Source organism: Rhodococcus sp. APC 3903, from assembly GCF_030407755.1.
GTDB lineage: Bacteria > Actinomycetota > Actinomycetes > Mycobacteriales > Mycobacteriaceae > Rhodococcus_F > Rhodococcus_F erythropolis.
Map to the genome: position 1 here is coordinate 63,357 of NZ_JASDCV010000023.1, position 21,429 is coordinate 84,785.

Annotated in this window: 19 protein-coding genes, 1 tRNA gene and 1 riboswitch; of the genes, 12 read left to right on the forward strand and 8 right to left on the reverse strand. The window is 62.2% G+C overall.

What is annotated here, in order from left to right; genetic code table 11:
* Positions 1-112 precede the first annotated feature (112 nt).
* Both QMA15_RS26455 and QMA15_RS26460 read left to right on the forward strand, forming a co-directional pair.
* Positions 113-1,459, forward strand: a complete 1,347-nt coding sequence (locus tag QMA15_RS26455) for a SidA/IucD/PvdA family monooxygenase (RefSeq protein ID WP_019747015.1) — start codon at positions 113-115, stop codon at positions 1,457-1,459.
* Entirely contained in the window at positions 1,456-1,704 is a 249-nt protein-coding gene (locus QMA15_RS26460) for an MbtH family protein (RefSeq protein WP_003945538.1), read from the forward strand. The genes QMA15_RS26455 and QMA15_RS26460 overlap by 4 nt, the downstream gene beginning before the upstream one ends.
* A gap of 83 nt (positions 1,705-1,787) precedes the next feature.
* On the opposite strand, the gene QMA15_RS26465 is transcribed toward QMA15_RS26460, so the two are convergent.
* Entirely contained in the window at positions 1,788-3,215 is a 1,428-nt protein-coding gene (locus QMA15_RS26465; protein ID WP_019747016.1) for a threonine/serine exporter family protein, read from the reverse strand.
* Between the two features lie 122 nt (positions 3,216-3,337).
* Here QMA15_RS26465 and QMA15_RS26470 point away from each other — a divergent pair.
* Positions 3,338-3,409, forward strand: a tRNA-Thr gene (locus tag QMA15_RS26470).
* 106 nt (positions 3,410-3,515) lie between these two features.
* On the opposite strand, the gene QMA15_RS26475 is transcribed toward QMA15_RS26470, so the two are convergent.
* The 5 genes from QMA15_RS26475 to QMA15_RS26495 form a co-directional block, all read right to left on the reverse strand.
* Complete coding sequence (locus QMA15_RS26475) at positions 3,516-4,313, reverse strand: GAF and ANTAR domain-containing protein (protein WP_279163108.1); 798 nt, start codon at positions 4,311-4,313, stop codon at positions 3,516-3,518.
* Between the two features lie 477 nt (positions 4,314-4,790).
* Positions 4,791-5,606 (reverse strand): hypothetical protein, encoded by an 816-nt coding sequence (locus QMA15_RS26480; protein ID WP_019747018.1) that lies wholly within the window; start codon positions 5,604-5,606, stop codon positions 4,791-4,793.
* Positions 5,607-5,653: 47 nt separating this feature from the next.
* A complete protein-coding gene (locus QMA15_RS26485; RefSeq protein ID WP_020906330.1) occupies positions 5,654-5,968 on the reverse strand; it encodes a multidrug efflux SMR transporter in 315 nt (104 codons plus the stop codon).
* 14 nt (positions 5,969-5,982) lie between these two features.
* A riboswitch (guanidine-III (ykkC-III) riboswitch) is annotated at positions 5,983-6,048 on the reverse strand.
* Positions 6,049-6,091: 43 nt separating this feature from the next.
* On the reverse strand, positions 6,092-7,366 hold the full coding sequence (locus QMA15_RS26490; RefSeq protein ID WP_290287153.1) for a hypothetical protein: 1,275 nt from the start codon (positions 7,364-7,366) through the stop codon (positions 6,092-6,094).
* Complete coding sequence (locus QMA15_RS26495) at positions 7,353-7,820, reverse strand: hypothetical protein (RefSeq protein WP_228118260.1); 468 nt, start codon at positions 7,818-7,820, stop codon at positions 7,353-7,355. Before QMA15_RS26495 ends, QMA15_RS26490 begins: the two co-directional genes overlap by 14 nt.
* 179 nt (positions 7,821-7,999) lie before the next feature.
* Here QMA15_RS26495 and QMA15_RS26500 point away from each other — a divergent pair, with 179 nt between their 5' ends.
* Both QMA15_RS26500 and QMA15_RS26505 read left to right on the forward strand, forming a co-directional pair.
* Positions 8,000-8,716 carry a response regulator transcription factor gene (locus QMA15_RS26500; protein ID WP_007734368.1) on the forward strand — a complete coding sequence of 239 codons (717 nt, stop codon included), beginning with the start codon at positions 8,000-8,002 and terminating at the stop codon, positions 8,714-8,716.
* The gene (locus QMA15_RS26505) at positions 8,713-10,164 is read left to right on the forward strand and encodes a HAMP domain-containing sensor histidine kinase (RefSeq protein WP_283567163.1); all 1,452 of its coding nucleotides are present in this window, start codon (positions 8,713-8,715) and stop codon (positions 10,162-10,164) included. Before QMA15_RS26500 ends, QMA15_RS26505 begins: the two co-directional genes overlap by 4 nt.
* A gap of 24 nt (positions 10,165-10,188) precedes the next feature.
* Here the strand turns inward: QMA15_RS26505 and QMA15_RS26510 are convergent, their stop codons facing one another.
* Both QMA15_RS26510 and QMA15_RS26515 read right to left on the reverse strand, forming a co-directional pair.
* The gene (locus tag QMA15_RS26510) at positions 10,189-11,499 is read right to left on the reverse strand and encodes an alanine racemase (protein WP_290287163.1); all 1,311 of its coding nucleotides are present in this window, start codon (positions 11,497-11,499) and stop codon (positions 10,189-10,191) included.
* A 47-nt stretch (positions 11,500-11,546) separates the two neighbouring features.
* Positions 11,547-13,022 carry an amidohydrolase family protein gene (locus tag QMA15_RS26515; protein WP_290287165.1) on the reverse strand — a complete coding sequence of 492 codons (1,476 nt, stop codon included), beginning with the start codon at positions 13,020-13,022 and terminating at the stop codon, positions 11,547-11,549.
* Between the two features lie 203 nt (positions 13,023-13,225).
* Between QMA15_RS26515 and QMA15_RS26520 the strand changes: the two genes are divergently transcribed.
* The 7 genes from QMA15_RS26520 (at position 13,226) to QMA15_RS26550 (ending at position 21,407) form a co-directional block, all read left to right on the forward strand.
* Positions 13,226-14,071 carry a M55 family metallopeptidase gene (locus QMA15_RS26520; protein WP_019747026.1) on the forward strand — a complete coding sequence of 282 codons (846 nt, stop codon included), beginning with the start codon at positions 13,226-13,228 and terminating at the stop codon, positions 14,069-14,071.
* Between the two features lie 208 nt (positions 14,072-14,279).
* Positions 14,280-15,560 carry an MFS transporter gene (locus QMA15_RS26525; RefSeq protein WP_279163112.1) on the forward strand — a complete coding sequence of 427 codons (1,281 nt, stop codon included), beginning with the start codon at positions 14,280-14,282 and terminating at the stop codon, positions 15,558-15,560.
* Between the two features lie 14 nt (positions 15,561-15,574).
* Positions 15,575-16,432 carry a tryptophan 2,3-dioxygenase family protein gene (locus QMA15_RS26530; RefSeq protein ID WP_019747028.1) on the forward strand — a complete coding sequence of 286 codons (858 nt, stop codon included), beginning with the start codon at positions 15,575-15,577 and terminating at the stop codon, positions 16,430-16,432.
* Between the two features lie 160 nt (positions 16,433-16,592).
* The gene (locus QMA15_RS26535; protein WP_290287169.1) at positions 16,593-17,687 is read left to right on the forward strand and encodes a M20 family metallopeptidase; all 1,095 of its coding nucleotides are present in this window, start codon (positions 16,593-16,595) and stop codon (positions 17,685-17,687) included.
* A 2-nt stretch (positions 17,688-17,689) separates the two neighbouring features.
* Positions 17,690-18,628 (forward strand): GNAT family N-acetyltransferase, encoded by a 939-nt coding sequence (locus QMA15_RS26540; protein ID WP_003945514.1) that lies wholly within the window; start codon positions 17,690-17,692, stop codon positions 18,626-18,628.
* On the forward strand, positions 18,625-19,740 hold the full coding sequence (menC, locus tag QMA15_RS26545; protein ID WP_290287172.1) for an o-succinylbenzoate synthase: 1,116 nt from the start codon (positions 18,625-18,627) through the stop codon (positions 19,738-19,740). The genes QMA15_RS26540 and menC overlap by 4 nt, the downstream gene beginning before the upstream one ends.
* 47 nt (positions 19,741-19,787) lie before the next feature.
* Positions 19,788-21,407 (forward strand): helix-turn-helix domain-containing protein, encoded by a 1,620-nt coding sequence (locus QMA15_RS26550; RefSeq protein ID WP_020968527.1) that lies wholly within the window; start codon positions 19,788-19,790, stop codon positions 21,405-21,407.
* The last annotated feature ends 22 nt before the right edge of the window (positions 21,408-21,429 follow it).

A 21,429-nucleotide genomic window follows, 5' to 3' on the forward strand; every position in this document is an offset into this window, starting at 1 on the left:
GGGGCTCACAGTATTGATACCCTCACCTCATTAAGGGTAGCCTTTGCTACTTACTTCGGGACATCGATTGGCGACCTCATCAGGTCGTCCCGTCGGGGATGGACTACCTGTAATGAGTGAATCACCGAGAGACTCCAGCGCCGAACCCGCCGTGGTCGACATCGTCGGCGTCGGGTTCGGTCCGGCCAACCTCGCGTTGGCCATCGCTGTCGAAGAACACAATGCAAATTGTGCAGCCGTTGATCGGGTGAATGCGCGGTTCTTCGAAAAGCAGTCTCAGTTCGCGTGGCATCCCGGGATGCTGCTCGACGGTGCCACGATGCAGATCGCGTTTCCGAAGGACCTGGTGACGTTCCGTAACCCACAGAGCGGATACAGCTTCTTCTCGTATCTGTTCGAGCAGGGGCGACTGGTCGACTTCGTCAACCACCAGACCTTCTTTCCCACGCGCCACGAGTTCAACGACTACCTGTGCTGGGCGGCTCGACGAGTCGACGCGGATGTGCAGTTCGGTACAACCGTCGACGGGGTCGAGGGCATCAAGAACTCCGACGGCGTTGTCGATCGCTTTGCGGTCCGCACAGCCGACGGTGAGACGGTGATCGCGCGCAACATCGTCGTCGGAGCCGGACTGAAAGAGCGGATCCCGGAGTGGGCAACGCCGTCGTCCCGGTGCTTCCACAACCACCAGTTCCTCTTCCACCTCGAAGCGATGCCTGAGCCCGTGCACAACAGGTTCGTTGTTCTCGGTGCCGGTCAGAGTGCCGCGGAGATCGTCGACTACCTGCACGCGAACTACCCGAACGCCGAAGTCCACAGTGTTTTTGCCCGCTACGGCTACAGCCCGGCAGACGACAGCCCGTACGCAAATCGCATCTTCGATCCCGAAGCCGTCGATCAACTGCACGGCGCCGACGCCGCGGAACGACGTCGACTTCTCGATCTGCACCGCAGTACCAATTACTCGGTCGTCGACATCGAACTGATCAACAAGCTCTATGCCACCGAGTATCAGGAGATGGTTCGTGGGCCGCGGCGACTGTTCATGCGTCGGGCCTCGGAGATCACGAGTGCCGTGGAGACCGAATCCGGCATCGAACTGGCCGTCCGCAGCAACCTCGACGGCTTGACCGACACGCTGTCGTGCGACGCACTCATTCTGGCCACGGGTTTCACCCCGGCACCGCTGGACAATTTGTTGGGTGAACTCGTGCCGGATTCGTCCGTTCCGCGTAACGTCAGTCGGGATTATCGACTGGCTGTAACGGAGGACGTGACAGGCGGTATCTATCTGCAGGGTGGGACAGAACAGACTCACGGATTGACGTCGTCGCTGCTGTCGAACGTGGCAGTGCGGGCGGGGGAGATTCTGGCGTCGGTGCTGAGCCACCAGAACCGAACTGGTGCGCTTGCTAGTCTGGGCGCACAAGACACGTACGTAACGAGTGAGGCGAGATGAGCACTAACCCTTTCGATGACGAAGACGGCCGCTTCTACGTGCTGGTGAACGACGAGGACCAGCACTCGCTGTGGCCCACGTTTTCCGAGGTCCCCGCCGGCTGGCGCGTGGTGTTCGGTGAAGACAGCCGCAAGGCGTGCCTCGAATACGTCGAGGCGAACTGGACCGACATGCGTCCGAAGAGCCTGCGCGAGGCAATGGAAGCTGATCAGGCTGCCGGCGGAAAGCACGCAGTCGAGAGCTGATTCTCTCACTGCTCGGAAACCCCCGAGTGAACCGAAAGAGCTGGGCACCGTCAGGTGCCCAGCTCTTTCTGCTTGAATCTCTCTTACTTCTCGGTGACGGGAACGCGGCGTTTGCGCTTGCGGACCATCGGTCGGCGTAGCGAGTCCACGCGCATCAGGATTCGTGGACGACGCAGAGTTCGCGCTCCCCATTCGCCGAGCGTCACGCCCGCGGCCAGGGCGCAGCCGATACCGAATGCCGACAGCAAAGCAGTCAGACCGATCAGTACCTGGTCGTTGAGCAGCGCGTACAGGCCTCGGTACAGCGACAGACCGGGGAGTAGGGGAGTGATGCCTGCGACCGCGACGACCAGCGGAGGCGTCAGGGCGCGGCGAGCCATCAGACCACCGGCAAGACCGACGACGGTCGCCGCGATCGCTGCGGCGATCACGGGGCCGACGTCGAGTGTTTGCACGAAGATCGACACACCGCTGCCGGCGGCGCCGCCCAGGAATGCCGCGGTGAGTGCACGCCGCTCGGCGTAGCAGGCAAGAGCGTAGAAGACCGACGCACACGCGCCGGAGAGCATGAGGATCGGCAACTGCGTGATGGTGGAGACTTCCACGTTGATCGGTGGAAGCGTCGAACCCAACATCCCGGTCATTCGCAACGAGATCGCGACGCCCGCGATGATGCCGCCCGTCATCATCACCACTTCGAAGAATCGCGCGACGGCCGTGATGGGCGCACCCATGATCGCGTCCTGGACCGAGCCCACCAGCGACAGCCCCGACAGCAAGACGACCACGCCGGCCGCGATCACCAGCGACGGCCGGATACTGATCCCCAGCTGATCTTGAAAGGTATAGAGCGTCGCGGCGGGCGCAGCCGCGATGAGACCACCGACAACCTGCTGGAAGAAGAACGGTAATCCGAACCGGTTCAGTACGCGGTTGACCCGATCGATCACCATCGTCGTCAGAAACGCGACTGTGGCAACGAGGAACCCGCCGCCGAGCAGGACGGAGACCGAAGCCGCCATCGCTGCCCAGGCCATGGTTGCGGTCCATCGGTTGTACGGGTGCGGCGCCGTCGTGATGGCTGTGAGTGCGTCGTGCGCTTGGTCCGGTGTGATCGCCTCACGGCGGATACGACGCGTCAGACGGTCGACAGCCGCCAGTCGCGTGAAGTCCATCGAGCGGTAGTGGACGATGCGCATCGTGCTCGCCGGCGGTCGCGTCGGGCCGCGATAGGCAGAGAGCACAATCGAGTTGTAAGTGACGTCGACGTCACACTGAGCAAGGCCGTAGGTGGCGGCGATGAACTGCACCTGCTCCGCCGTGTCCATGGCCGCGGTCCCGGAGGCGAGGAGGACTTCGCCGACCCGAACCGCCAGGTCCAGAACTTCTGCGACGACGGCGTCGTCGGTGAGGTCGATCGGTTGTAGCGGCGCGGGAGCCGACGTGACCGTGTCGACGGTGGCTTGGCGGTTTCCCGTCAGGCGTGTGAGTGCTTCGGTGAATTTCGCCATCAGGGGGCGGAGTGGGAGTTGCGCATGGGGCCCACGCTATCTAACGTGACCCGGGCGCGGCCACCGTGACGGCTTGGATATGATGGCTCCGCAAAGTCAGTCGCGGCAACGCGTCGGTCTTCGCCTCCTTAGCTCAGTGGTAGAGCACTCGCCTTGTAAGCGAAAGGTCGTCGGTTCAATCCCGACAGGAGGCTCCGAAAGTAGAGGCACTCACCAAGATTCTGGTGGGTGCCTCTGTGTTTGCCGACGCACTGTGTTTGCCGAAGCACTGTGGTTGCCGAGATGCAGTGTTTGCCGGGTTCAGTTGGTCTCAGGCTTGTTCGTGACCTGGCGCGGATCGATCGCGCCGTCGATGTACTGCTGGGCGATCACTCGCAGTTTGACGTTGCTGCGCTGTGAGTCCTGGATGAGGATGCGGAAGGCGCGGTCGGCGTCGACGCGGTGGGTGCCCATGATGATGCCCTTGGCTTGTTCGATGACGCCTCTCGATTCGAGTGCACGCTCGAGGTCCATCGCGTGCTTTCTGGCGATGTCGAGGCGCTGCGAGCTGTGCAGTGCGTAGGACGAGGTGACGGCGAACAGTTGGAGCAATGCCACGTCGGCGCCGGTGAAACCTCGGAGGTCGTGGCTGTAGAGGTTGAGGGTTCCCAGCGGGCGATCTCTACCGGGCAATGGCATCGACAGAAAGCTGGCGGCGCCGACTGCTTTTGCCGCGCTTGCGAATTGAGGCCACCGGCTGTGGGCTTCGCTGGCATGCGCACGTACAACCGTGCCCGTGCGTGACGACGTCACACTCGGTCCGTAGTCCAGTCGGAATTGGATCGAGTCGACGGTGCGAACGAGTTGATGGGTGGCGGCTACGGTTCGGAATGTCGAATCCGAACCGCCGATGGTAATTCCGGCCATGTCGGCGTCGGCGATGAGATCGACGGCGTGTTTGCAGACCTGTTCGAGAAATTGCTCGGCCTGGGCATGTGGATCGAGGTGCGCGTACAGCGATTGCAGGGCGTCCGAGGCGGCGTCCAGGCTGTCCTGCGACGCGGAATTCCGGCCCCCGGCAGGGCCGCGGTGTTCTCTGGCAATGCGCGGCGCCGTCATTGTCTCAACCACCCTTCCCCATCACGTCGCAGGCATGTCCGATTCGTCTTATTGTTGCACCGGACTAACTGTTGTGCACTCTGTTTGGGTGGACAAGTGTCTGGTGGGGCAGACGGTTATGCGGGTGGGATACGTATGCCTAATCGTGATGTTTGGTTCAGTCATTTGCGGGTAGTGCGCCGAGTATGGAATTGCGTTGTCCTGCAACAGTTAACGCGGAAACTGCGACCGCGGTACAAGTTTTCTCCGCAATGGCGCGCAGGTCGCGAACTTGGCCTATTGTCAGCGCCAGCGCACAATCTTGTACGCGTAACCCGCAGACAGTGAAGGGGATACGACGATGAACGGACTGATCGCGGCTCTGAACAGCGGAATGACCGTTGGCTTGGCCAACACGATTCTGACTTTCGGCGGAATCATCATCAATCTCAACATCGTGATCAACAACTGACCACGTAATCGGCGAGTAACCGTTTGTTATGCCGATTCGATCGGAAGGTCCGGCCCTGGGCGTTCGCCCTTGCTCTTGAGCCAGCGATTGGGAAGCTTGCCGGCCAGTTCTCCGAGTGGACCGACTGCAGCACTGAGGATTCCGACTGTTTCCTGCAGTACCTCGATGCTGGCGCTCATTCTCTCGAGGTTGGGAGCGAGCGAAGTCAACGTATCGGACAGTGCAACGATCTGGTCAAGCGGGCCGCCTTCGGCGATGAGCCGTTCGAAGGCGCCGTTCTCCGCCAAGAGTGTTTCGAGGATGCCGTTCTCGGCCAGTGCGCGATCGATGACACCGTCCTTGGCAGTCAGGCGTTCGACGGCACCGTCCTGTGCGGTCAGTCGTTCCAGCGGACCGTCCTCCGCCATCATTCGGTCGAGGAGACCGTCCGGGGCGAGCAACCGTTCCAAGGCGCCGTTCTCGGCGAGCACCCGATCCAACGGTCCGCCGGGAGCAAGAAGTCTTTCGAGTGGTCCGCCGGGAGCGAGAAGTCGTTCGAGAGTGCCGTCGGGTGCAGTCAGTTTGTCGACCGGGCCGCCGGGTGAGAGAAGGCGATCGAGCGGCCCACCGGGGGCCAAGGCCTGCCCGATGGGCCGATCGTCTGCAGTAAGCGATGACAACTGCTGGATCATCTGCATGGGTCCGCGAGGGCTGGCCAAGCCTGCAGCACCCGCCGTCACGGCACCGGTATTACCGACGGCGATACGGACGGTAGTCACCGTCAGCTCGGCGATACCCAAACTGATCTCTGCGGCTGCAATGCCCGCGCGTAGGGGAAGCGTGAGCATCTCCAGCAGTTTCATGCGTTAACTGTAACCGGTAACACACAAACACTCATCAGGATCGCCGGTCAGTGAAGGACCTTCAGACCGACCACACAACCGACGATGCCAAGGATCAGCAGAATCTTGACGACCGACGTGGACTCCGCACCGGTGATCATCGCGTATCCGACGGTCAGGGCGGCGCCGATGCCGACCCAGACCGCGTACGCAGTTCCGATGGGAAGGGTGCGCATTGCATACGCGAGGCCGGCCATACTGACGATCAGGCCGAGGATGAAGACAACGGTGGGTGACATCTTGCTGAATCCGTCGGACTTACCCAGCGCGGTAGCCCAGACAGCTTCGAAAAGTCCGGAAATGACGAGCACGATCCATGCCATGGTGAACAACTCCCAAGGCACCGTCTTTTCGCTGGCCGGGTACGGTGCGCTCGTCCGGATGTCGTCGTTGACCACCCAACCATAGCAACAGAATTCTGTGTTCCGACCCGATCAGCTGGCGATTTAGGTCACCACAGCCGTTCGAACTCTCTTCAGATGGATGGTCGGCATGGCCACCACGATCGTCGCCGTCGCAGCGAGAACAGTCAAAGGAATCGGCGTGGTCACGGCGGCCGGTCCGTGTTCCTCGAGCGGAGCGGTCGACCACCCGAATTCCTGCGAGACAGGGTCCAGGAAGGTCGCTGAAACCGAGAACAAGGTAAGAGTGAAGGGAAGTAAGGACCCGCTCGCGACTGCTCCGACGGCAACAGGCATGCATGACGCGACGGCCAGTCCCAGCGCAAGTGGGAGGACGAAGACGTAGGCAACCGTGGTCAGGGCGGCATCCAGCAATCCCGAGAGTGCGGTCACGGCAAGGAGTCCCAGCCCGAGTTGGGGCATCGGTCTTTTCCAGCCGACGGCGACGCCCAGCGCCAGGGCAGCACCCACCGCGGGCACCGCCCAAGTCCAGTCGGATGAAAAGGAAATCGAGCTGATCGAAACCGCGCCGATTGCGAGTCCGGCGAGTATGAAGCGGGCGTCGTGTTGCGGCAAACGCCAAGCCAGTGCGACGGTAACGGCAACCGCGATCACTACCGCCGTCACCCAGGACCCAGGCGCTGTCGACGTCGAGCCCAACCATGCATACAGGGCCGTGAATGCCAGGGGCAGAACAACTCCCAAAGTCACCAGGCGTGTGTCGACGTCGTCCGTCTCTTGACCTGATCGTGCGACCAAGGCGACTCCGGCTACCAGAAGGGTTGCAGCGAGCAGTATCCAGACGGGAACCGTGGACGGCACGGGGTAGGTATCGCCCGGAAGTGTGAGCGACCACCTTGCGACGCGATCGCGCCACAAGTCTGCGGCGCCGAAGTACAGGGTCGTCGCGGTCACCCCGAGTGCGAGAGCAATTTGTGCTGCGCGGTGACTCTTCGTCGGATATGCCGCCGCCGCGAGGAAAGTGCCGGCTCCCATTGCGTTCAGGGTCACCGATATCGAGGCGGAGACAGGGACGAATGCTGGTAGCGCGATGACGAGGGCGCCAACGGCAGCGAAGACACTCGCGAGTCCGCCACGTCCCCAGCGATGTAGTAGCGCAACACCGACCGTCGCAACCACAGCGGCAGTTGCGCCCGCCCACTGCGGCGTGATCACCACCGAGGTGAGGCCGTCGTCGGAGAACGAGAAGTCGTCAACTCGGGACTCGGCCACTGCGTACGCGGCCACCACACCGCCGACCAGCGCGGACGCCACCGAACCGTAGAGCTGTGCGATTTGAACTGGGCTACGTTGCTGCATAATTCGTCGAATTTTTGCACAACTCGCCGATACGACTGATCGTCGCATCGCCGTGCGGATCCATCCACACCGGTTCCCCGTCTCGAAGTCGAGGAACAAGCAGATGGCGCCCTCGGCTCGGCCACTGAACGAAGTCGTAGCCGGCCAATTTGGTCTGAACGATATCGGCGACCCACACCGCAGCGTCCGCGAATGCAGTATCCATCGACAGTGCGTTGAAGTGGCTGAATCCGCCGATGTCACGTGCGCCTTGCCAGCCGATCGTGACGTTGTAGTCGCTGTTGATCGAAAATTCCCAGATCAGACGGTCGACAACAACTTCAGGTCCGAATCGCAGGCAACGCAGATCTTGGGCAACAGCTGCGAGTGCTCGTGCCCAAGACTCCGGTGGCGCGAAGCCGGGATCCTCGCCGGGATCGGAGTTGTTGGTGAACAGAGGAATACGCCAGGTCAAGCATTCCATGTTCCACAGTCATTCCATGTTCCACAGTGGAGGTAGTGACATGCCGCATCCTTCCGGTTCGTGGGCCTGTACCCCAGCTTTTCACCTGCACTCAGCTTTTCACCTGCACTCAGCCGTTCACAGGAAGCTCCCAGGGAACATACAGCGAGAATCCAGTGGCAGGGGAGAAGATGGTTCTCGTGACCGACAAGACCCCCGAAGCCCGCATCCTCGTCGTCGACGACGAACCCACCATCGTGGAGTTGCTCTCCGTGAGCCTCCGATTCCAGGGTTTCGAGGTGGCGACTGCTTCGAGCGGAGCCCAAGGCCTGGACGTCGCGCGGACATTCCGTCCCGACGCGATTGTTCTCGACGTCATGATGCCCGGGATGGACGGCTTCGGTCTGCTTCGACGCCTCCGTGCCGACGGTGTGGACGCACCGGTCCTGTTTCTGACGGCGAAGGATTCGCTCGACGACAAGATCAGCGGCCTGACCCTCGGCGCGGACGACTACGTGACCAAGCCGTTCAGCCTCGAAGAGGTCGTGACGAGGTTGCGGGTCATCCTGCGCCGCGCCGGCCGCGGGGTCGCACCGGAGCAGTCGCCGCGGGTGAAGTTCGCCGACATCGAACTCGACGACGACACCCGCGAGGTCTGGAAGAAGGGCGAGTTGGTTGCACTCTCACCCACCGAGTTCACACTGCTCCGATACTTCATGGTCAATGCCGGGACGGTTCTCAGTAAGCCTCGAATTCTCGACCACGTCTGGAACTACGACTTCGGCGGGGAGGTCGGAGTTGTCGAGTCCTACGTGTCCTACCTGCGGCGCAAGGTGGATACGGGGGAGACACCGCTGATTCACACATTGCGTGGGGTCGGCTACGTGATGCGTGAACCGCGGCAATGATCGCCGCCGCGGAAAACGATCAGCTTCCGAAGCGGGGTCGTTTCCGTCTCCATTCACTGCCGCTGCGCTTCACCCTGGTTGCGGCCTTGCTGGTGTTGGCGGCGCTGGGTCTGTTGGCGTCTGGCGTCGCGGTCACTTCTGCTCTCGAGAATTCACTGACCCAGCGAACCGACAAAACGCTGTACGAGGCGGTCGACGGCTGGGCAAAGCCGCACACCAGAGATTTGCAGCCACCCAGCGATGTCGGTCCGCAAACTCGTCCGCCCAGTCCCTTCTTCGTTCGGACGGTGACCCCGGACGGGAAGGTGTTCACTCTCAACGACAAGTCGACGACAACCGAACCCGACCTGTCGAAAGATTCCACCAACGGCCCGATCACCGTCGGATCGAGCGACGGTTCGGACGTGAACTGGCGAGTTCTCACGACGGTTCGCGAAAACACGACCACGACTATCGGTGTGCGACTGACGGATATCGAACAGACCGTCGACGACCTGGTCGGCCTGCAACTCGGCATCGGCCTGGTTGTCCTGCTGATCCTCGGCGGCGGAGCGTATTTCGTGGTTCGTCGGAGCCTTCGTCCGCTGGTCGAGGTTGAGGAAACTGCCGCTGCCATTGCCGCCGGCGACCTTCATCGACGGGTCCCGGAGCGTGACGACCGCACCGAGGTCGGCCGATTGTCGGTGGCGCTCAACGGAATGCTCGCGCAGATTCAACACGCATTTGCCGCGACCGAGGCTTCGGAGGAATCAGCACGGCGTTCCGAGGAGAAGATGCGTAGGTTTGTCGGCGACGCGAGCCACGAGTTGCGCACACCCTTGACGACTATTCGTGGGTTCGCCGAGTTGTATCGCCAAGGCGCCATGACGGATACGGAAACGCTGATGAACCGGATCGAGGGCGAGGCGTCGAGGATGGGACTTCTGGTCGAAGATCTTCTCATGCTGGCAAGACTCGACGAACAGCGTCCACTCGAGAACAAGCCAGTGGATCTGCTTGCAGTTGCGGCGGATTCGGTACAGGCGGCACGAGCGATCGCACCGGATCGAACTGTCGAACTTCAGATGACCGGCGGCCCAGGCCTGCCCGAAGTGCAGGGTGACGAGGCCAGGCTGCGTCAGGTAGTTGCCAATCTGGTGGGCAACGCGATCAAACACACTCCGCCGGATGCGCAGGTCACCGTTCGTGTCGGTACGACCGAGAACTCCGCGGTGGTCGAGGTTTCGGATACCGGTCAGGGTTTGAGTGACGAGGATGCCGCGCGGATCTTCGAGCGTTTCTACCGCGCCGACACCTCTCGCACCCGTGAGACCGGGGGCGCCGGTCTCGGCCTGTCCATCGTTTCGGCTTTGGTTGCAGCGCACGACGGAACCGTCAGCGTCGAGACCTCCCTCGGGCAGGGGACGACGTTCCGCGTCGAATTGCCGCGTGACCCGAAGGACGACTGACGCCGGATTACCGCAACCGGCCCCTCAGAAGTAGGTGTGCACCGTGCCGACGACGCGGTAATCCGAATCGACCTCGGGAATCAGTGACCACTTGTCGAACGTGGTGCAGGGATGCGAGATTCCGCAACCGAGCAGATCGCCGACCTTCACGTCGAAGTCAGCCGGAACGTCGACGTACGCGTGCTGGTCGTTGAGCGCGGTGATGGTCAGTTCTCGCGCTGGTCGGTTGGATCCGTCGCGTCGGCGCCACAGGACTATGGGAAAGCCTGCGTCGGAACCGACATCGCGGCGGCCGAAGCCCAGGATCACCCGTCCGGGTTCAGGTATTGAGAGCACTACGCCCCAGACCTCTGCGGCTCCCTGCAGAGTTCGTGGTCCGTCTGCCCATGGCGAAGTCTCGGCATAGAGACCGTGATCGTGAGTGATGTAGCAACCGCTGCGCAGCACGACGCGTACACCGTTGTCGAGTGCCCACCGTCCGGCCAGTTCGCGTACAACGAGATCGTGAAATGCACTGCCGCCGAAAGTGACCAGTGGCCGGGGAGCCTTCGCGGAGTTGTTCTCGAACAGGTTCTCGGCAACACAGATTTCCGTGAAAACCCGCGCGGATTTGAGATACGAATCGACGGAGATACGGCGGGCTGCTACCGAGGCTCCGGGCATCATGCCCTCGAACCCCTCGACTCCGGTGAGAATCAACGAAGGTGCCTGCGATGCTGCGCGTGCGACGTCGAGTGCTTGCTCGACAGTGCGAGCGCCCGCGCGTCCGCTGTCGTAGCCGAGTTCGACGAGAACCCGGATACGGCTGGCTGGTGAGACTTTCGCGATCAACTGTTCCATCAGGCGGACGCTCTCGACCGAGTCCACGAGGGTGGTGACGAAGAAATCGGGGTCGGTGGCCTGGGCGTCGCAGATCCACCGAATGCCGGCGGGATCGAGAACCTGGCTGGCGATGATGATGGTGTCCACACCGAACTCACGCAGAATGCGTGCCTGCGCAACGGTTGCCGCCGTCATCGCCCAAGCCCCGGCGTCGAGTTGCCGACGAACCAGTTCGGGGCTCATCGTGGTCTTCGCGTGTGGCGCCAGATCCACATCGTGATCGGAGCAGAACTGCGCCATGAGGTCGACATTGTGCGCGATCGCTGCACGATCGAGTGTCATCACGGGTAGCAGGAGGTTGCCGTCGAGCGCAGAGATCCCCAGTGGCTCCAGGTCGGAGCCGTCGCGGCCTTGGAGGTCGGTGCCGAATGCCTTGTGCTGCCAACCGATCGGGGGGTTCGCGAAATCCGTCATGGCATCGATTGTGCCGTTGATTGCAGACGATGTGTTCATGTGTGGTGACTTTCTGTCAGAACTATGCAGGTCAGAACGAGATCCGGCTATGAGCGGCGTACCGGGCGACCGGGCAACGCGTCCTGGACCACGGCACCGCCTTCGACGACGGGTACGCCGCCGACCAGCACGAGGCTGATTCCGGTGGAGGGACGGGTGCCGTCGATGTAGGTGGCGTTGTCGGTGATTCGCTCGGGGTCGAAAACGAGGATGTCCGCGTCGCTACCGGGGCTGATCCGACCTTTCGTCGCCATCGAGGGAACCGACTCCTCCAGAATCTGCGCGGGGATCAACGAGCAGCGCGCGATGATCTCCGACAGCGACAGCAGTTGACGCTCGCGGTACAGCGTACGAATCGCACGTGCATAGGTGCCGGCGCCGCGGGGATGGCCGAGTGCCTTCTCCGGCAATGGCCACTGCAACGCATCGGCAGCGGTACGGCCTGGCCAGGTCAGCGGCATCGCGTCGCTCGCGATGGCGGCACGGTCGAAGGTCATCGCGCGTTCGAGGAACTCGCGCTGCACGGTGTCGTTCTCGTCGAGGAACTCCACCAACACCAGTCCGCCGGGGTCGGTTGCCCGAAGATGTTCCAGCTGCTTGCGGTCCGCGATACGTTCACCGGTGGGCACGAAAGTCAGCGATCGTGGTGTCAGATTCATCAGATGCAGCTTGTCTGGATCGAGAAACGCAGCTCCGACGGCCGTCGAGCCTGACCCGTACGGATACGCCTCTGTCGTGACGCGAGATCCGGCTGCCTGGACCTGAGCCACCACGGACAGTGCATGGTCGACGTGCATTCCCGAGGTGCTGTTGACGTGGCAGTAGTGCATGTGCGCGCCGGTTTCGGCTGCTGCACGGGCGATTTCGACGGCGCCGTCCACCGGGCTCGACGGATCGGCCGAGATGAGTGGGCGCGCATGGGTGTAGGTGGGAACACCGGCTCGGGCCGCGAGATCCGCCACCTGCAGGTACTCGGCCGGATCGGATTTCGGGGCGTACCCGACCACCACGCCGATGCCGAGAGCACCTGCGGCCAGATCGTTTTCGAGGAGTTCGAGAATGTGGGCGCGCTGGGAGGCGGTGGGTTCGCCCTGCCAGCTCGGGGAACCGACATGGTGCAGGAGAGTCCTGATGTCGCCATCGGGATCGGCGCCCGAGAGTTCGATCATGCGTGCGTGCGCCCACGACGTCGCGTAGCCGTAGTTGATCGGGCGCCCCTCGGCACCGGCACGCGCATATGCCTTCGCAACAGGAATGACGCCTGCCTCCAGTTCGAGGGCCGTCGTCACTCCGTCCAACGCCTGAAGTCGCTGCTCGGCGATTTCCTGTCCGTGGCTGTGCAGGTCGATGAATCCGGGGCAGATCACCTGACCGGTCACGTCGATCGTCTGCCGAGCCTCGATCGCGTCGTGACCCCACGCCGAGACCTTGCCGTCGGTGATCGCGATGCCCCGAACCTCGTCGGTCCCCGATGCGGGATCGACGACGCGGCCGCCGGTGAACACGATGTCGTGGACCTGCATCAGCGCTGCACTCCTGTCGTTGGTCGAACCGCCTGGCCCGGCGAATGTCCCGATGGTTTCACGGCTCGGGTATCGGATTCTGGTGTGAACGTCCCAAATGGAGGCCGACTCACCGTTCGACCGGACAAGAAACGAATGCAGTCGAGTGTGAAGGTGAAAGCGAAGTTATCAATTCAGCCGATTGAGATCGATGGAGGACAGGAATGCACGTCTATATTTCGGTGGACATGGAGGGTATCGCGGGTATCGCGACGCTCGATCAGACGATCCGCGGCGGTGGCGGCTACCACCGTGCGCAGATGCTCATGACTGCCGAGACCAATGCTGCGATCGCCGGTGCGTTCGACGCCGGTGCGACGAGCGTCCTGGTCAACGACAGCCACGGAACGATGGACAACCTGCTTCACGCCGATCTGGATCCACGGGCGCGCCTGATCTTCGGATCACCCAAGATGCAGTGCATGGCCGAAGGAATGACGTCGGATCACGACGTCGCCCTGTTTGTCGGCTATCACGCACCAGCTGGTGGACCCGGCGTCTTGGCGCACACGTTCTCGAGTTTGTTCGCCGACGTCCGCCTCGACGGCAAGTCCGTCTCTGAGACCGACGTCAACACCCTCTACGCTGCCACCCAGGGCGTTCCCGTCGGTCTCGTGACCGGTGACGACATCATCTGTGGTTTGGTGGACGCGGCCTCGCCGACAACCGAGACCGTCGAGGTCAAGAAGGCACACGGATGGTCGGCAACCAATTCGCTGCCGCCGTCGCTGGCGTGCGAGCAGATCCGAGCAGGCGCCGAGCGCGCAGTGCGCAAGGCCGACACACTGAAGCCGGTCGAGCTGCGTGACGAGTGGACCCTCGAGATCGTTCACCCCACCACTACGGGAGCTGAACTCGCCGAGGCTGTTCCCGGCTCACGACGGATTTCGGATCGTACGATTTCGCACACACTCGGCAGCGTCGACGACATTCTCGGCCTGATCACTGTCAATGCTCGGCTTGCAGCCGCAGGCGTCTCGACGATCGTGGCAGTCGCCAATCGCACGTGATGAAGTAGCGACTCTATCGCGAAATGCCGCCGACGCCGTGTGCGTCGGCGGCATTTGTCATCTACTGGGGCAGAACATGTTCCGACCGACCAAACGTTGCTTCAGGTATTGGTGAAACGGACCAATGCGGTAGACGTGTTCGCTGTCACACTTCATCAGTCTTTTCAATGTTCTAGTCCATGCGGCACAAGACAATTCGGGAGGCTTGATGAAGGCGGAACGCGTCACAGTGGAAGAACCATCGCGGGGGACCGGCGGTTCGGTTCGAAACATGGTGGACAACAAGTCGATTCGTCGCACGACCACCGTTACGGTGGGGCTGCTCAGTACTATCTGGTTGATCGACATGGTGGATCGCGTCATGATCGGGCTTGCGCTTCCGATGATCGGCGACGAATTCTCGCTCAGCAGTACGCAGTTGGGTGGTGTGGTTTCGGTCTTCGCGATCTTCTACATGCTCGGGCAGGTTCCCGGCGGAATGTTGGCCGACCGCTTCGGACCCAGGCCACTGTTGATCGTGGCGTTGATCCTGTGGTCGGTGTTCACCGCGTTGACAGGGTTCGCGTGGGGTCTCATCTCGCTGATGGTCATGCGTGCGATGTTCGGTATCAGCCAGGGGCTCTTTCCGGCGGCGTCGTTCAAGGCTTTGGCTGAGCGGACGCGTCCGAAAACCAGAGCGACCGCGATGGGTTTCATGCTCGGCGCCAACAACCTCGGCCCCGGCGTCGCACCGCTGATCATCGCGCCGGTCCTCATGGCCGTGGGGTGGCGTGACGCGTTCTGGCTGGTGGCGATCGTCGGCGCTGTGATCGGCACGGTGGTGTGGTTGGTGCTGCCGGCACCGTTGGACACGGACATCTCGGAAGATCCGGAGGCTGCGCTGCAACCTCTGGCGAGCGAGCACTCTCGCGCCGCGGTGTTCAAGTCCGCGTCGGTGTGGAAGTTCGCAATTCTGTTCTGCCTGGCCAACATGTCCGCGTACGGTCTGATGACCTGGGTGCCGAGTTATCTGCTCAACGACAAGGGACTCTCGCTGATCGACACGGGAATCTTTGCCGCGATCCCTTTCATCGTCACGGCGCTGGCCACGATCGTGGGCGGGCGGTTGGTGGACAAGTACTTCCACGACCGGGCTCGGATTCTTCTGGTTCCGTGTATGGCCACGTCGGCAGTCCTGTTGTTCCTGATGACCACCGCTGACACCGTCGCGATGTTCACGTTCTACGAGACGTTGGCTCTAGGCATCAGCGGTCTGTGTTCGATGTCGATCTTCGCGATGCCGTTGCGGGCACTTCCTTCCGAATTCCTCGGTTCCGGAATGGGTTTGATCAACGGTTGTGGTCAGTTCGCCGGTTTCATCACCCCGCTCGTGATGGGATGGATGGTGGACCAGTTCTCGTACATGGCTGCATTCGGAGTCCTGGTCGGAGCGACGAGCGCTGCCGCATTGGTGGCCATGATCGTTCCGCAGACCCCGGCGAAATTCTGAGAAGGAGACTGAAGATGTCGGCAACGGACGGCACACGAAAGATCGAAGACGACGTCGTCACCGATTTTTCCGAGAAGATGAGTTACGGGGCCTACCTCGGACTCGATACCCTCCTGGATTCGCAGCATCCGGTGAGCGAGCCGGAACACCACGACGAACTCTTGTTCATCATTCAGCACCAGACCAGCGAGTTGTGGCTCAAGCTGTTTCTCCACGAGATACGGGCGGCCAGAGCAGCGATCGCTGCCGACGACATTCGGGTCGCATTCAAGCGGATCGCACGCGTCAAACACATCCAGGCCACTCTGACCGAACAGTGGTCCGTGTTGGCGACACTGACGCCGGCGGAGTATGCGGAGTTCAGGGGCGTTCTCGGCAACTCGTCGGGGTTCCAGTCGTACCAGTACCGCGCCGTGGAATTCGTGCTCGGAAACAAGAACGCCGGCATGCTGAAGGTGTTCGAATCGGATCCGTCCGCCCATCGATTGTTGGAGACCCTGCTCGGAGAGCCGACGCTGTACGACGAGTTCTGGCGGTACCTGTCCCGGCAGGGGTACGACGTTCCGGCGTCGGCTCTCGAACGAGACGTCAGCGCGCCCTACGTGCGAAACGACGAGCTGATTCCGCTGGTCAAGGCAATCTACGAGAACGTCGAACAGCACTGGACGGCGTACGAGGCATTCGAGGAGTTGGTCGACCTCGAGGAGAGCTTTCAGCTGTGGCGGTTCCGGCATCTTCGGACCGTGCTGCGGGTGATCGGCATGAAGAAGGGGACCGGCGGTTCGAGTGGTGGTGCCGGGTTCCTGCAACGTGCGCTGGAGTTGAGCTTCTTTCCCGAGCTGTTTGCCGCCCGAACCGAGATCGGTACCTGACACACCTGCTTGATGACACCCAGTTGCTTGTCACACCCAGCTGTTCGTGACACACGACGAATCCGAGCCCGAAGGACAGGAGTCTTGGACAAGATCCGACAGGGTCGCTTCGGCCAAGCTTGACTGCGAAGTTGCAAGTCGGTGACAGGAGAGCGTCGGAGTGGACAAGAAATCAATGGTGGCGGACCTGGCGGCGCTGGTAACCGCCGAGTCGCCCAGTTCCGACCTCGGCGCAGTCGATGCATGTGCGGACGTGGTGGCCGACATCGGCGAACGCCATCTCGGAAGCGCCCCCGAACGTATCCGTATCGACGGACGCCAGCACTTGCGTTGGTCGTTCGGCGCGGAGCCGAAGGTGATGCTCCTGGGCCATTTCGACACCGTCTGGCCGCTCGGAACGCTCGCGGAGTTGCCCTGGTCGGTCACCGACAACATCGCCACCGGACCCGGAGTCTTCGACATGAAGGCCGGCATCGTCCAGCTCTTCCATGCGCTCGCATCGCTTCTGTCGCTCGACGGGGTGGTCGTGCTCCTCAATTCCGACGAGGAAATCGGCTCCCCGACTTCGCGCGCACTGATCGAGGAGCAAGCCCGTCAGGTCGACGCTGTGCTGGTACTCGAGGCCGCCGCCGACGGCGCGGTGAAGACCGCGCGCAAGGGTATGTCGCTGTACTGCGTCGACATCGAGGGACGCGCTGCACACGCCGGACTGGAACCGGAGCGAGGTGTGAACGCCGTAGTTGAGCTCGCACATCAGATTCAGGCCGTGGTGGAGCTCGCGGACCCGGCGGCGGGAACGTCGGTGGTTCCGTCCGTGATCAGTGGCGGCACGACCACCAATACCGTTGCAGCGCAAGCGCAACTGTGGTGTGACGTTCGCATGTGGTCCGCGAAGGAGCAGGAACGCATCGACCGTTCGATCCGTGCACTGACACCGGCGTTGGCCGAAAGTCGAATTTCGGTGTCCGGAGGCCCCAACCGTGGACCACTGGAATCAGTGTCTTCGGAGAAGCTGTACTTTCTCGCTCACCAGGTCAGCAGTGAGAGCGGCTTGGGGATGCTTCGCGACTGCGCCGTCGGCGGTGCGTCGGACGGAAATTTCACTGCCGCAGTCGGAACTCCCACATTGGACGGCCTCGGTGCCGTCGGCGGTGGTGCCCACGCAGCGACAGAACACGTAGAGATAGATCAGATGATCCCGCGCGCCACCTTGTTGGCCGGTCTGGTGACTCGAATCCTGGAGGGAGGACTGTGACGATGACGTCGCCGAACAATGTCCAACGCAAGACCGTTCAACCATTCGGAGGTGTATCGCCTTCACGGATGCGGCAAGCAATCAGCCAGGCCGAGCAAGCCGCTCTGCTTGCATGTGTGACTATCGAAACCGTCACCGGGCATGCCGAGTTGGAACAGGTATTCGGTCTGTTCGAGAAGGTATGGCAACCGGAGAGCGGCAACCCTCCCGTTCATCGGGACATGATGAAAGCGCTCGCGCACTCCGGTAACTACGTCGCCGGCGCTTTTCGTGGCGGAGATCTGATCGGCGGCTCGGTTGCATTCTTCGAGGAACCGCAACATCGTTCGTTGCATTCACACATCACGGGGATCCTGCCGAACGTGCAGAACGGGCACATCGGCCTCGCGTTGAAACTGTTCCAGCGAGCGTGGGCACTGGAACGAGGAATTCTCCACGTGCGGTGGACTTTCGACCCGCTCGTCGCTCGCAATGCCTACTTCAACGTCTCGAAACTCGGTGCGTTCCCGATCCAGTATCTGCCGCGTTTCTACGCGCCGATGAACGACAGTCTCAACGGCGGCGCAGACAGCGACCGATTGCTGATCGACTGGGAAATCGGTAGCAGCAAGGTTTCCGACGTCGTCGCCGGTTCGGGAGAGGTCCCGACTCCCGAGTCGTTGGGAGCGAGCGAACTGTTGTCGATCTCCGAAGCCGGTCTGCCCGTGTTGAAGTCGACCAAGAATCGATTCGTCACGGTGGCTACACCGAATGACGTGTACACACTGCGTAAGTCGGACCCGGCGGCAGCGAACGACTGGCGCCTGGCAGTCCGCGAGACTCTCGGGGGTGTGCTCGCCGAGAACGGAGTGGTTCTCGCAGTCACCAGGACCGGAAAATATGTACTGGACCGTGCGCCGGGAACACAGGCAGGCAGGACTACAGCGGAGGTTACATCGTGAAGATCGACGGAGTTGAATTACGCCGGGCAGCAATGCCGTTGAAGGCGCCGTTCCGAACCTCGTTCGGCACGGAGACCACCAAGGACGTGTTGTTCGTCAAGGTCGTCGCCTCGGAGTCGGAGGGCTGGGGCGAGTGCGTTGCGATGTCCGAGCCTCGCTACTGCTCCGAATACACGGACGGCGCCGCCGAAGTCCTTCGTAAGTTCCTGATTCCGTCTCTGGGTGAACTCACCGATCCCGACGTGCACGCACTGAGCGCGACGATGGAACAGTTCGCCGGACACCCCATGGCCAAAGCGGCACTGGAAACCGCATTTCTCGACGCCGAGTTACGGGCCGCCGGGACGAGCATGTCTTCGTACCTGGGTGCAGTAGTCGATCGTGTACCCGCGGGTGTTTCGGTGGGTATCAAGAATTCGATCGACGAACTGCTCGAAGAGGTAGCCGGGTTCCTCGACGCCGGATACCTGCGCATCAAACTGAAGATCGAACCGGGCTGGGACATCGAGCCGGTTCGCGCAGTCCGCGAGAGGTTCGGCGACGACGTACTCCTCCAGGTCGATGCGAACACCGCGTACACCCTGGCTGACGCGCGCCATCTCCAGCGGCTCGACGACTTCGACCTCCTGCTGATCGAGCAGCCGCTTCCCGAAGAGGAACTGCGTGGCCACGCCAGGCTGGCCGAGATGATGCGGACGCCGGTCTGCCTCGACGAGTCGATCACCTCCGCGAAGGTCACCGCCGACGCTCTGGCAATCGGTGCGTGCAGCGTGGTGAACATCAAACCGGGACGTGTGGGCGGTTATCTGGAATCGCGTCGTATCCACGACGTCTGCAAGGCCAACGGAATTGCCGTGTGGTGCGGCGGAATGCTCGAGACCGGAATCGGCAGGGCTGCCAACGTCGCCCTCGCCGCGCTCCCCGGATTTGTCCTACCAGGCGATACGTCGGCTTCCGACCGGTACTTCGCCGAAGACATCACCGAGCCGTTCGTACTCGACAACGGTTACGTGAAGGTTCCGGAAGGGCCGGGCATCGGCGTCGAACCGATCCCTGACCTGCTCGAAGCAATCACCACGTCGGTCGAATGGATCGGCATGGATCGGCTTTGACGAATCACTATGACACACTTCGTTCACAGGACGAAGGAGTGATAGACGTGGGCACCGTACGACCTCGCATCAGTTTGGTGCGGCTTCTCGAAGACGTGGGAACTACGGTGCTGAACCCGGTTGTCGGCGACCCGGAGGCGGTCCAGGAGATCGCCTCGGTGGTCATTCACGACCCCGACGACGACTCACCCTCGACACCGGACTCCATGGTGCTGCTCGTCGGCATCACCGGAGGCGAACGTATCGCGGAGTCCGTGGCCGGCCTGGCCGAGCGCGGAGTACGCGTGGTGGTCGCGCGAGTGACCACCGAGGTCAGCGATGCCGACCGTGAATCCATCATCTCCTCCGGCGTTGTCGTATTGACCTTGGCGCGTGGAGTTTCGTGGGTTCAGCTCACAAGCCTGCTTCATTCGGTGCTCTCGGCACGGAACGAAGTCGGGCACATCCACTCCCGCGGAGGTGGACCGGCCGGCGATCTGTTCGCTTTCGCCAACGCCGTCAGCGCACTTCTGGATGCGCCGATCACGATCGAGGACCGAAGCTCACGGGTCATCGCCTTCTCCGGACGTCAGGAAGAAGGTGACGGTCCACGTATCGCGACCGTGCTGGAGCGGCAAGTTCCTGACCAGTACATTCGCGTGCTCGAAGAAGCGGGAGTCTTCGACCGGCTCTATCGCAGCGATGATCCGGTGTGGGTTTCGGCCGAGACCCTCGGTACAAAAATGGGTCGTATCGCCGTGTCCATCAGAGCCGGCGACGAGTTCCTCGGCTCCATGTGGGTGGCAACCGGTGAGCCGATGTCCGAGGACCGGATGCGTGCACTGCGCGATTCGGCTGGGTTGATTGCACTGCAGATGTTGCGGTTGCGCGGCGGCGCCGACGCCGAGCGTCGACTGCGCGCAGACCTGATCGCAACCCTTCTCGACGGTGGATCCGGTGCGGTCGACGCGATGAATCGCCTCGGCCTCGGGACCGGTCCCGCACTCGTGATGGCATTGGGCCGCAGGTCTTTCGAAGGATCGTCGAAGCCGGACGACGCAGCCCATGTGGTGCGGCTGACCGACGCTCTGGCCATGCACCTGGGCGCGGTCCATTCGCAGTCGGCTGCTGCTCTGGTCAACGGAACCGGCTACGCGGTGCTGTCAGTGCGAGGGCATTCCCCGGCAGAAGCCGAGCTACAGGCGTTCCGTGTGGCCTCGGACTTCCTGGACCGAACCGGAGCGTCCGGCGACACGATCATCGGGATCGGCCGGGTCGTGACCAGACCGGCGCAGCTGAGCCGATCGAAGCGCGACGCCGAACATGCCCTCGAAGTGTTGTTGGCGGGACGAGCGTCGGGCAGCGTCGCCACCTTCAGTAGCGTCCACGTCGATGCCATCCTGTTGGAGATCGCGTCGGAAGCTGCAGCCGAAGGGTTCTCGGACCTCGGACCCATCGAGGCGATCGCCAGCCACGACGCAGCTCACGCGACCTCGTTCGTCGACACGCTCGATGCGTGGCTCAACGCCTTCGGTGACGTCGGTGACGCCGCGGCGTCATTGCACGTACACCCCAACACCTTTCGGTATCGTCTCAGCAAGTTGAAGGGTATGGCCGCGTTGGACCTGGACGATCCCAACGTCCGCTTCCGGTTGATGGTGCATCTTCGTCTGCGCGGTCCACGCTAGCTCGAAATCCGAAAAATGCGGG